Raw genomic sequence first — 11771 nt, 5'->3', positions numbered from 1 at the left:
GGACTTCCAGTTTGTTTATATGGTGCTTTTCCGAAAGACAGGCTCTGAGGCAATCAGAACAGTCTTAGGCAATGTTCTGCCATCCACAAGTCTTTCTAAAAGTAAATCGATCGCTGTCTCACAAAGTAATGACGTATGGATGTGATACGTGGTGAGCGGCGGCGACACATATTGAGACACATGAATATCGTTGATACTAAAGACGCTGACGCGATTCGGCAGAGAAAATCCGCGCTCATTTAATGCTTGTAAGCAGCCGATGGCAAGAGGGTCACTAGCGACACAAAAAGCGGTGGGCAGATCATCACCAAGCTCGTCGATCGCCTTCATCATCAGCGAATAGCCTTCATCTACTGAGAAATGGTGGCCGATATAGACCAATCGCTCATCAAGCATATGGCGGGCCAGCATGTATTCACGGAAAGTCGTTTCACGAATATCTGGAATGTGCACGTTCGTATTGAGATCAAGGTCTGTACCGCCAATGAATCCAATGGATTGGTGCTCTTTTTCGATAAAGGAATCGATGATCTTTTCAACAATTCGTTTCAGGTTCGGCTTTACAGAATCAAAACGGTCTTCATCTGGCGTTGTATCAATAAAGACAATATGCGGAGTGATCGCATATAATTGGTCAAGCTCTGACGTTTTAAAGCGGCCGATGGCGATGATTCCTTCTGTAGCAGAATCAATGGAATGAAGCCCATCAGACGGATTGTAAGCGGTGACATTTAAGCTCCGAGTATTGGTGAGTTCCTCAATGCCGAGTCGAATGGATTTAAAATAAATATCTTCAAGCTCTTCCTTTTCGGTCATCCAATAGAGAAAGGCGATTTTTTTTAATGAATGTTTGAATGTCTTCTTTTGGTAGGACAAAGCTTCTGCGGCGGCATATACTTTTTCGCGTGTTTGATCGGTGACGGATAGGTTGGGATCTTGGTTCAGTACGCGAGACACCGTTGCAATGGATAAGCCTGCTTTTTCTGCAATGTCCTTTATTTTAGCTGCCAAATCAGCACCTCCTATAGAAAATATCTCCTCTTAGTATAGAGTCTTTAAAAAAATTAGTAAATATTTTTATTAAATTGTTTTCGTTTAGGCGGTTCTTTACGTGCTGGAGAGGAATTAGTAAGATATATATAGGTAAGGTGTTGGATTAAGATTTCTGATAGGAGAGGGACCGATGTATTACGATGCACTGAAGACATTTGTGACAGTGGTGGAGGAGAAGAACTTTACAAAAGCAGCCCAAAAGCTGCGAATTTCTCAGCCGAGTGTCAGTCTTCATATTAAGAACTTGGAGCAGGAATTCCAGACCGTTCTGCTGAATCGTTCACCAAAGCAATTAACCGTTACACCAACTGGGGATATGCTGTACCATCGATCAAAACAAATCATTCGTCTCTATGAACAGGCGAAGCAGGACATTTATGAGCATCATCATTTGGCAAGAGGAAAGCTGACCATCGGGGCGAGCTTCACAATTGGTGAGTATGTGCTGCCGCAAATATTGGCAGAGTTTCATCAGCTCTATCCGCATGTTGATATTGAGGTGGTCATTGATAATACAGAGGCGATCGCCAGACATGTCCGTTTATTCCATGTCGACATCGGTTTGATCGAGGGACAGACCAATGACAAGGAGCTTTCTGTAGAAACTTTTCTAGAGGACGAACTTTATATTGTGGCGCCATTAGATCATCCTTTTGCCAAGAAAAAAGATGTCACCATTGATCAATTACAAAACGAAACATGGATTACGAGAGAAGAGGGATCAGGGACAGGAGAATATTTACAGCATGTCCTGAAATCAAATGGACTGAAAGCGCGAACCTTTGTGACCTTTAGCAGCAATCAAGCGATTAAAGAAGCTGTGATCCATGGAATGGGTCTTTCTGTTTTATCTAAATATGTCCTCCAGCGAGGCAGCATTGGCGGTGAATTGGCTGTTATTTCTGTGAGGGGAATGGATTTTAAACGGAAATTCTCCTATGTCGAGTCACCGATGACCGGGGGAAATAAAAATAAGGAATTGCTCGTTGAATTGTTAAGGAAAGAGAAAGAAGAAGCTTCTCCGTAATAGGAGAAGCTTCTTTTTTTATAACCCTTTAATTGTGATTTCATCGACTGGAAGGAAGATCTCACCTGTATCTGTATATTTCATGGTGACCTGATCGCCCTCTTTTAAATAAATGACGAGAGGTTCCTTTTCAGATGACATAGTGTAGCTTTTTCCATCGTCTAGCAGGAAGGTGACGGTTGTATAATCACCGGTCTTTTCTTTGTAGACTCGTTTGACCTTCCCTTCCGCTTCTTTCTTTTCCTGCTTAGAGGAACTGTTAACGGTACCGCCGCCTTTTTGAAGAGCTGTCTTATAGGCTCTCAGTGCTTCGTTTGGTGTAGAAGCATACGCAGCGATTTCTGGATTGGCTGCAGAAACGATAAAGTAATTTTGCAGGAATCCATTTGAATCGAGAACCGGTGTGAGCCAGCTGGCTTCTCCATAGAAATTATAGAGAATCGGCATGCGCCCTTTCCATTTCTTCTCGATGAATCGTTTCTCAATAATTTGCAGAGCGCCCTGAGAATCCATGTAGGATTCTTCAAGATTTCCGGTATAATAAGTCGCTTTTCCTGTTCGGGCATTGGTCAGGGCATATCCGAGCATGGAATCAACGCCCTCTTTCGGACTTGTGAAATCTGTGAAGTAATACATATCTCCTTTTGAATCAAATACAGGGCTCACATTGGCTTCCGTTCCTTCATCTGAAGGCAGCTTTACATCTGACTTTCCAAACATACTGTTCCAGAATCCGTGAATATAGTTTCCGAAATAGCTGTTTTGCAGACTGACCGCCTCTGGTGAAACAGCACCGTCGATAAAGGCAGGTACTTGATCTAGAGCATATTTCTTCGTTGCACCCGTTTTGGCATCAACAACGACGACACCGGAAGCTTTAAAGCCGTTTCGGGCAGAGATGAAATCGCCATACGTTTGAATGTAATAAGGCTTGCCGTCATCATTGATTTCCAGCTGTGTACCGCCGTAGAAAATCAAATCTGGGTACTGGAGACGGATATGCCGCTCAATTTCTTTGTTGAAATAGGAGGAAGGCGTATAGACCATCTCCGTTTTCACGAACTTTGGATTAGCAGAGGAGTCGGTCGCACTTAATGTGAAGTAACCCGGCGTGCTGCCTGCACGAATCCATTTAAAGAAGTCCGAGAACTCCACTGGAGCGATGTATACATACTCACCGTTGACCTTCTGAATTTGCAAGCTGCCAAGCTCATAGTAGCTTGTGTTTGGCACCTGTCCGAACGATTTCTTCATTTTGTTCCGGGCAAATTGAGGCGGCACACTCGCAGGTGTTTCTTTTTCATCAAATGCTTTGATTTCTACTTTTTGCTCCATTTTGGAGACATCGAATTTCTCATTCGCATTGAATAGAAAAGCTGTCGCCATGTAAACACCGAGCAGCAATAGAATAAGAAACAGCACGCCTTTGATTTTACGCTCCAATCCAACCGACAAAAAGGCGCCTGCTGCTGTCACAACAAGTCCAATCAGCCATAGAGATGAAGGGTTACGGTCTAAATTGGTGATGTAATAGAAAACAAAAATACCGATCATGAACAGCAAAGCAAGGCCAGCAATCCACATGAGCGGCACCTGCTGCTTTGTCCCTTTCTTTCTAACGATCAACCTGAGCGGTGTGAGCAAAAGGGTCAAGACAAGACCGATCACAACCGAAAATAACAGAATATATCCCACAAACAGATCTCCTTTCAAATCAATCACTCTTTTAGTATATACGAGTGTGAGGGGGAAAAGATTCAGAAGAATCATACCAATTCGATTTTATGAAAAAATGAGTTGAAAAGGGCCTTTTAATATTTCGGTAGGTTAAATGATATTGTCCTTGCGCTAGATGATTAGATTTTAGTGAATATTTTGTGGACGTAAACATTAATTTTTATCTCCGAGGAGTGTATATTCTTTTTATTCATTACTTTATGAATTTATATTGTAATAAATAAGATGTTAAAAGACAGAGATATCTTTTAAATAGTATAAAGATTCATTTTAATTTTCTACAGAATGAAATAGTTATAACATTCCTATTATGTTATATTATTTTTTATATAGTTAATATTAGGAGGTAATTTAAATTGAAAAGACGTATCCCTTTTCTCATTATTTTTACTTTAATTGTATCGTTATTTTCACCGTCTGTAACATTCAATATTAATCGAGAGGCTTCTTCAAGAGACAAAAGTGTCCAAATTGGTTATAAAGAAGCCGATGCTGTATGGGGTCTTGTCATTCGAACTATTTTTGTAAACGGGGTGAAAGCAAGTAAACATTTGTATAAATCAATAAAATATGCCCCTAAATATCCTGCTGGTTTTAAAGCTGTTCAAAATGGGACTAAAAAAGTTACAGTAAATAATAAGAAGTTGTTATCTGAGTTAAAACAGATTGAAGGAGGGACTTGGAAAAAAGTATATAAAGATGGCTATAAAGACGGAAAAAAGGTTTCTGTACATTATTTTCAAAGTAAATCTGGTTTGGTGTATGATGTGAAAGTTAAAAAAGGTTGGAGTGTGAAATGATTTATGAATAAAATAGAACTAAGATATTCTTCACATGAAGATTTAGATAGGATTATTGTTATAAATATCATTGGTATAATCATATCGCTAAAAGAAGGTTTAATCACTATAGAAGAAGCGGAAAAGCTCATGTTCAGTCCACGAACAATCGATGTTTTAAAGAAGAAAGGGATAAATGAAGAACTGATAAATATACTTCATTTGGGAACAGAACTTGAAGATGTAGAAAGTTTAATACCACAAGAATTAAGTGATAGTTTAGAAGAAATAAGGGTAAAATGCTTAAAATTCCTGGAAAGAAATACAGAAAATGAAGTTAAAAATAATGTGGTAGATTATTGAGCTAAAAGTGTATATTATAAAATTTTGAGTAAATCTGTTTTCATCTATTGATCAAAACGATGAATTCATAAATAAAGAAGTCTGTGCAAACAGGCTTCTTTTTTATAAGATGGGAACATGAGGAAATGTATGCGCTCACATGAATAAGGAAGGAGTGAAGTCAATTGGCTTCTGTCAGTTTAAGTAGTATTGAAAAAATACGAGCAGCAAGCAGAGGATTGCCGCCAAAGCTGAAAGGAATTGCAGAACATATTACGAGTGAACCCGGCGACATTATTCATTTGTCTATTGTCGAGCTTGCCAAAAAGACAGCGAGCTCAGAGGCAACGATTTTTCGTCTTTGTAAAAGGCTTGGATTTGAGGGCTTTCAAGATTTGAAGATTGCAATTGCCCAGGAAATAGATCAAACAAAGCCTGATTATGTAGATGAAGAAATGAGTCTTGATGATGATACGGCCGTTTTTATGCAAAAGGTTTTTCAGGCGAATATATCTGCATTAAAGGATAGCTTTCAATTACTGAATCCAGAGGATGTAGAAAAAGCCATTCAAATCATTCATGAAGCAAAGCGCTTAGAGTTTTATGGGAGTGGCGGGTCCGGACTTATTGCAACAGACGCTTTTCATAAATTTATGAGGACAGGCATCAACTGTATTGTTCACACCGATTCCCATTTTCAAGCGATGTCTGCCGGTCTTCTCGACCAGCACAGTACAGTGATTGGTATATCTCATTCCGGCCGTAATAAAGATTTACTCGATGCGATGAAAACAGCAAAGGAAAAAGGAGCGAAAATCATCGGTATTACAAGTTATCAGCGCTCCCCATTGAGCCAGCTTGCTGATGTCACGTTGTATACTTCGACGCAAGAAACGGCTTTTCGAACAGAAGCGATGTCTGCAAGACTTGCTCAGCTCACTGTCATTGACGTACTATACTTTGCACTTGCTCACTTAAGACAGCAGGAAACTTTAACAAATTTAAAACAAATGAGAGAAACCATTTCACAAAAAAGGGTGTAATGGTTTCAAAAATAAATTTTTCTATTAGTGAAAAATGCCGTTGTGGTAACGATTTTGAGCTTTTAAGTGAAAATAATTTTCTTTTTAGTCGTTGAATGTCGAAAAAATTATTCCTATAATGGGATTTAACAGCTATATCAAAACAATAAAATATGATTTCAAATCAATGATTGGGCGTGATACAGATGAAGGGAAACCAGGCGGTAATTGGTTTGGATATTGGAACAACAAGTACAAAGGCGGTTCTGTTTGGACCACAGGGGAAAGTGATAGCAAAGCATTCGGTTCCTTATGATCTCATTCAGCCCCAGCCAGCATGGGTTGAACAGGACCCTGAACATATATTAGAAGCCGTCATTGCAAGTGTAAGAGGTGCGTTGACGAAAGCAGCATTTGATGCAAAACATCTCATAGGCGTCGGGATTAGTACAGCGATGCATTCCTTGATTGTGATGGATAAGGATGGCAAGGCGTTAACGAACAGTATCATTTGGGCAGATAACAGAAGTGCAGAACAAGCCAAGCGAATCACTTCAGACATGGACGGCTTCCAAGTGTATAAAAGAACCGGCACGCCGATTCATCCAATGTCACCGCTTTCAAAAATACGGTGGATCAAGGAAATGGCACCTGATGTCTTCAAGAAGGCAGCGAAATTCATTTCCGTCAAAGAATATATTCTTTATCATTTCTTCGGTCAGTATGTCGTCGATTATTCAATCGCTTCAGCAACGGGACTGTTCCGTTTGGAAACGCTTCAATGGGATGAGCAGGCGCTGCGAATTGCTGGAATTGAGGCTGATCAATTGTCTGAACTTGTTCCCACGACGTATCAGCTGAGAGGGCTTCAGCCAGAGATCGCCCTGCGAATGGGCATTGCGGAAGATACACCATTTGTTGTTGGTGCGAATGATGGGGTTCTAGCGAACTTAGGTGTGGGAGCGATTGGAAAAGGTGAGGTGGCTGTCACGATTGGGACAAGCGGTGCAGTTCGTACGGTCGTGGACAAACCAATAACAGATGAACAATCAAGAACGTTCTGCTATGCGCTGACTGATAAGCATTGGGTGGTTGGAGGACCGACGAATAATGGCGGGATCATGCTGAGATGGCTGAAGGATGAATTTGGATCCTCGGAGGTAGAGGTAGCAAAGCGCCTTGGAGTGGACCCTTACGACCTGATGATTGACATTGCGAAAAAAGTTCCAGCCGGCTCAGAGGGGCTGCTGTTTCTGCCATTTTTAACAGGTGAGCGAGCACCTTATTGGAATCCAAATGCGAGAGGCACTTTCTTTGGGATTGGTCTTCAGCATAAGCGGGAGCATTTTATCAGAGCTGTGTTAGAAGGCGTCATTATGAGTGTTTTCTCAATCGGTGTGGCCTTAAGGGATTTAACCGGTTCAGCAAAGGATGTCAGGGCGTCGGGCGGATTTGCGCGATCTCCGCTGTGGCGGCAAATTTTAGCGGATACGATGGGCAGGGAAGTACTTGTTCCAGAAAGCTACGAGGCATCAGCACTTGGGGCGGCTGTGCTCGCACTTCATAGTTTAGGTTATATGGAAGAGATAGAAGAGGTTCAAGATTGGATTCGAATCTCTGCCCGTCATGAACCCAATATGGAGAACAATGAAACATACATAGAACTGTTTTACTTATATGAGCGTCTCTATGACAAACTCAAGGATGAATTTGATGTCATTAGTGCGCTTCAATTAAAACAAAATCATTAAACATCAGGGAAAAGGTGGGAGAGCATGCTTTTATTCATCGTGATTGCCGCAATTGTCCTTTTACTCATCCTCATAACAGTTGCTAAGTTGAATCCGTTTGTGAGTTTAATTATTACCTCTATGTTAGTCGGCTTTGCCACAGGGATGGACCTGCAGGAAATCATTCAATCCATCAAAACGGGGTTAGGCAATACGTTATCATTGCTGGCCATAGTTCTAGCGCTTGGAACCATGCTTGGGAAAATGATGGCTGAATCAGGTGGAGCTGAGCGGATTGCTCACACATTAATCGGCCGGTTTGGGACGAAAAATGTGCATTGGGCGATGATGTTTGTTGCCTTTATTGTGGGAATACCTGTCTTTTTCCAGGTCGGATTCGTTCTTCTCATTCCTTTATTGTTTACGATTGCGATTGAAACGGGCATCTCGCTCGTGACAATTGGGATTTCGCTCATTGCTGGATTGTCTGTCGTTCATGGTCTTGTGCCGCCTCATCCAGCTGCCATGGCAGCTGTCGGCATCTATCATGCCAACGTGGGGAAAACCATCTTCTTTTCCATTATTGTCGGTTTGCCGACAGCTATTATTGCTGGGCCGCTGTATGGAAAGTGGATTGGAAAGCGGATTCATAAACCAGTTCCAGAGCTGCTGAGAAAGCAATTTACTGAACGCAATGAAGATCGAAAACTTCCCGGCTTTGCAAATACGATGTTTACGATTTTGGTGCCAGTGATTTTAATGCTTCTTGCCACACTGGCGGATATTATTTTACCAGAGGACAATATTTGGTATCAGGTATTTAAGTACATTGGAGATCCAATTACAGCGCTACTGATTGCAACGGTGTATTCTTTCTTCAGTCTTGGCTTTGTGCAAGGAATGAGCCGTGACCGGGTGCTTTCCTTTAGTAATGAGTGTTTAGGACCGATTGCTTCCATTTTGCTTGTCATTGGAGCAGGCGGGGCTTTCAATAATGTGCTCATCGATTCGGGTGTTGGTGAATATATTGCGGATTTAGCCAAGCATTCGCCAATCTCGCCAATTTTGCTTAGCTGGCTGATTGCTGCGGTTATTCGTGTGGCAACAGGTTCTGCTACGGTCTCCATGATGACGGCAGCAGGTATTGTCGCACCGATTGCTGCAACTATGCCGGATGTGAGCAGAGAGCTTCTAGTGTTAGCAACAGGGGCGGGTTCGTTGATTTTGTCTCACGTCAATGACTCTGGTTTTTGGCTGATCAAAGAGTATTTTGGTATGACCATTAAAGAAACGTTTTTGACATGGACGGCTATGGAGACGATCATTTCCGTTAGTGCCATTGCATTTATTATGATCATTAATATGTTTATATAGCGAAACACAACAGCCTGATTCTGCGGAATTGGGCTGTTTTTGCTTTTGGCAATACCACCTTTGTCAGATTGGGGTAAAATAAAGATATTGAGAAGCGGGAGGCGGACACGATCGAACCATTAAAACACGTTTATCATGAATTATTTATTGAAGAATTAGCGGAGAAACTTGCACAAGCGTCGACTGGGTTTGATGCTGAAGAATTCCAGCGGCTTGTGTTTCAAAAGGATTGGCAGCAGCTTGAGTTAAAAGGCAGAATGAGAAGAGTCACTGAATCGATGCATGCCTGTCTGCCTAAGGATTATGAGAAGGCCATTGAAGTGCTGCGTCAGACAGCCCCGCATTTTTCAGGACTTAGTGCGCTTGTATTTCCAGACTACGTCGAAACATATGGCCTAGCACATTGGGATATCTCGATCAAGGCGCTCGAATTCTTTACGCCTTTTTCCACTTCTGAATTTGCCGTTCGGCCTTTTCTGATTCAGGATCAAGACAAAATGCTGGTGCAAATGCTTGTATGGTCACAGAATCAAAATGAGCATATTCGGCGGCTGGCTAGTGAAGGATGCAGACCACGTTTGCCATGGGGATTAACTGTTCCTGCGCTTAAAAAGAATCCTTCGGTTACGCTGCCTATTCTAGAAAACTTGAAGTCGGACCCAGCGCGCTATGTGCAAAAAAGTGTAGCGAACCACCTAAATGATATTTCTGCAATTCAGCCTGATTTGATGAAGAAGACGGCTAAAAGCTGGTATGGAACGAATGAACATACGAACTGGATCATCAAACATGCATCCCGTACTTTACTAAAAAAAGGCGATCCAGATATCATGGCTTTGTTTGGTTATGGGGATGATCCATCTGTTCAAGTAACAGATTTGAAAGTAGTGCAAGACCCTATTCGTATTGGAGAGAAAATGACCTTTCAATTTACACTTCAGGCCGCTAAGCCACTAAAGCTGCGTGTAGAGTATGCCATAGACTATGTCAAAGCTCGGGGTACCCGCAATCAAAAGGTATTTAAAATCACAGAGTTTGAAACAAGTTCAGCGTTACATAGAGAATTTATCAGGTCTCAGTCCTTTCAAAATATGACGACGAGAAAGCACTATGAGGGAACCCATACTTTAACGATTATTATCAACGGCATTCCAAAAGCGTCAATTGATTTTGAGGTAACAGAAGATAGCAGCTCATAAAAAAACCCGCCAATTCGGCGGGTTTTGGCGTTTAAGCCTTCTTTTTCATTAAGAATGAAGCGATGATGGCAGCGACTAAGAAACCAATGCTGATAATGGAGCTAGGCAGGTTTTCTTGTCTGAATAGGAACAAAACAAAGCTCAAACTGAGTACAAGACCTGCAAATAAAGTTAGATACGGAAACAGCCACACCTTGAAATACGGCTCCTGTGGATATTTTGGACGCAGTTTCAGATGTGCCAGACAAATGCTGATCCAAATGAGTGAAACAGCAAAACCAGGAATAGCCAGCATATAGCTGAAAATTTGGTCCGGATATAAGTAAGCAAAAAATGTTCCGATAAGAAGAAATAGAACGGTAACCCATAAACTTAAAATGGGTACGCCTCTTTTGTTGACCCGTGCCAGTTTTTTCGGACCGCCGTCTGATTTAGCCAGTGAATGAATCATTCTCGTCGTTCCATAAATTCCGGAATTAGCCGCAGATAGAACGGCTGTAATCAAGACGAAATTAATGAAGTGAGAGGCGCCTTGCATACCAGCAGCAGAAAAGACTTGGACAAAAGGACTGTTATTTGGGTCAATTTGATTCCAAGGAATAAGGCCGCAGATGATCAAAATCGGCAATGTGTAAAATAAGATAATCCGCCACATCATACTTTTGACTACTCCAGGCAGGACCTTCTCCGCATCCTTTGTTTCAGTAATGGTCAGCCCGATCAATTCAGAGCCTCCATAAGAGAAAATAACCACTAAAAGTGATGCAAAGATCGCACCCCATCCGTTCGGGACGAAGTTTTGATAGTTGGTAAAGGCTGGTGTGCTTTGTTCGTTTGGAATGATCCCAAATAATAATGCTGCACCAAGAATAATAAAGACAATAATAACGAAAATCTTCATTCCAGCGAACCAAAACTCAATTTCACCAAAGTATTTTACATTATTTAAGTTAATTCCGATGACTAAGAGTGAACAAAGTAAACATAGTGACCATAGCGGCACGTTCGGCAGCCAGTATTGAAGCAGACTGCCAGCTGCAATAATCTCAATGACACATACAGTGAGCCACATAAAACAGTAAACCCAGCCGACGACAAATGAAAAACGTTGACCAAGCGCAATTTGTATAAGGTCGCGAAGATTATTTCCCGGATACACAATGGCCATTTCGGCTAATGCTGCCATCACAATGAGGAGCAGCAATCCAGCAAATACATAGGAAAAAATGACCCCAGGGCCTGCTAAACCAATTGTATCGGCACTTCCTTTAAAAATTCCTGTACCAATGACCCCGCCCATCGCAATCATGCGAATGTGACGCGGTGATAAAAGCTTTTTTAATTCTTGTTGCTCCTGATTCGCGCTCATGACGTTCTCCTTTTTTAAAAATGCTTATGTTCCATTTTCTTTTTTCAAGACGTCAGTGTCAATATAAAAAAAGAGATTTTTCAGACAAAAATAGTGGTTGATTCTATCAAAACATATACTTATATCCATAATTCCCTTA

10 protein-coding genes are annotated in these 11771 nt (G+C 41.5%); 7 read left to right on the top strand and 3 right to left on the bottom strand.

Going from position 1 to position 11771, the window contains the following annotated elements; translation table 11 throughout:
• Positions 1 to 15: 15 nt before the first annotated feature.
• Positions 16 to 1011, bottom strand: coding sequence for a LacI family DNA-binding transcriptional regulator (locus tag NST65_RS18345; protein ID WP_044334886.1), 996 nt, complete (start codon positions 1009 to 1011; stop codon positions 16 to 18).
• Positions 1012 to 1183: 172 nt separating this feature from the next.
• Here NST65_RS18345 and NST65_RS18340 point away from each other — a divergent pair, with 172 nt between their 5' ends.
• The gene (locus NST65_RS18340) at positions 1184 to 2080 is read left to right on the top strand and encodes a LysR family transcriptional regulator (RefSeq protein WP_046312694.1); all 897 of its coding nucleotides are present in this window, start codon (positions 1184 to 1186) and stop codon (positions 2078 to 2080) included.
• A gap of 18 nt (positions 2081 to 2098) precedes the next feature.
• On the opposite strand, the gene NST65_RS18335 is transcribed toward NST65_RS18340, so the two are convergent.
• Entirely contained in the window at positions 2099 to 3775 is a 1677-nt protein-coding gene (locus NST65_RS18335; protein ID WP_340891044.1) for a hypothetical protein, read from the bottom strand.
• Positions 3776 to 4173: 398 nt separating this feature from the next.
• Here NST65_RS18335 and NST65_RS18330 point away from each other — a divergent pair, with 398 nt between their 5' ends.
• The 6 genes from NST65_RS18330 (at position 4174) to NST65_RS18305 (ending at position 10263) form a co-directional block, all read left to right on the top strand.
• Entirely contained in the window at positions 4174 to 4617 is a 444-nt protein-coding gene (locus NST65_RS18330) for a hypothetical protein (protein ID WP_024427564.1), read from the top strand.
• Positions 4618 to 4620: 3 nt separating this feature from the next.
• Positions 4621 to 4959 carry a DUF3969 family protein gene (locus NST65_RS18325; protein WP_051627327.1) on the top strand — a complete coding sequence of 113 codons (339 nt, stop codon included), beginning with the start codon at positions 4621 to 4623 and terminating at the stop codon, positions 4957 to 4959.
• A 164-nt stretch (positions 4960 to 5123) separates the two neighbouring features.
• Entirely contained in the window at positions 5124 to 5981 is an 858-nt protein-coding gene (locus NST65_RS18320) for a MurR/RpiR family transcriptional regulator (protein ID WP_342489211.1), read from the top strand.
• 185 nt (positions 5982 to 6166) lie between these two features.
• Positions 6167 to 7711, top strand: coding sequence for a gluconokinase (gene gntK, locus NST65_RS18315; protein WP_342489210.1), 1545 nt, complete (start codon positions 6167 to 6169; stop codon positions 7709 to 7711).
• Between the two features lie 24 nt (positions 7712 to 7735).
• Positions 7736 to 9064, top strand: a complete 1329-nt coding sequence (locus NST65_RS18310; RefSeq protein ID WP_034281397.1) for a GntP family permease — start codon at positions 7736 to 7738, stop codon at positions 9062 to 9064.
• Positions 9065 to 9279: 215 nt separating this feature from the next.
• Entirely contained in the window at positions 9280 to 10263 is a 984-nt protein-coding gene (locus tag NST65_RS18305) for a hypothetical protein (protein WP_342489209.1), read from the top strand.
• Positions 10264 to 10294: 31 nt separating this feature from the next.
• Here the strand turns inward: NST65_RS18305 and NST65_RS18300 are convergent, their stop codons facing one another.
• The gene (locus tag NST65_RS18300; RefSeq protein WP_041118308.1) at positions 10295 to 11632 is read right to left on the bottom strand and encodes an amino acid permease; all 1338 of its coding nucleotides are present in this window, start codon (positions 11630 to 11632) and stop codon (positions 10295 to 10297) included.
• Between the last annotated feature and the right edge of the window lie 139 nt (positions 11633 to 11771).

The sequence above is a fragment of the Bacillus sp. FSL P4-0248 genome (assembly GCF_038593305.1).
Classification (GTDB): Bacteria; Bacillota; Bacilli; order Bacillales; family Bacillaceae; genus Bacillus; species Bacillus safensis.
Note: the sequence above shows the minus strand (reverse complement) of the source record. Positions and strands in the feature narration are given on the sequence as shown.

Bases quoted from the DNA above. Each gene is read 5' to 3' on its own strand.
- NST65_RS18340 (WP_046312694.1), top strand. From the start codon at position 1,184: ATGTATTACGATGCACTGAAGACATTTGTGACAGTGGTGGAGGAGAAG.
- gntK (WP_342489210.1), top strand. From the start codon at position 6,167: ATGAAGGGAAACCAGGCGGTAATTGGTTTGGATATTGGAACAACAAGT.
- NST65_RS18310 (WP_034281397.1), top strand. From the start codon at position 7,736: ATGCTTTTATTCATCGTGATTGCCGCAATTGTCCTTTTACTCATCCTC.
- NST65_RS18325 (WP_051627327.1), top strand. From the start codon at position 4,621: ATGAATAAAATAGAACTAAGATATTCTTCACATGAAGATTTAGATAGG.
- NST65_RS18300 (WP_041118308.1), bottom strand. From the start codon at position 11,632: ATGAGCGCGAATCAGGAGCAACAAGAATTAAAAAAGCTTTTATCACCG.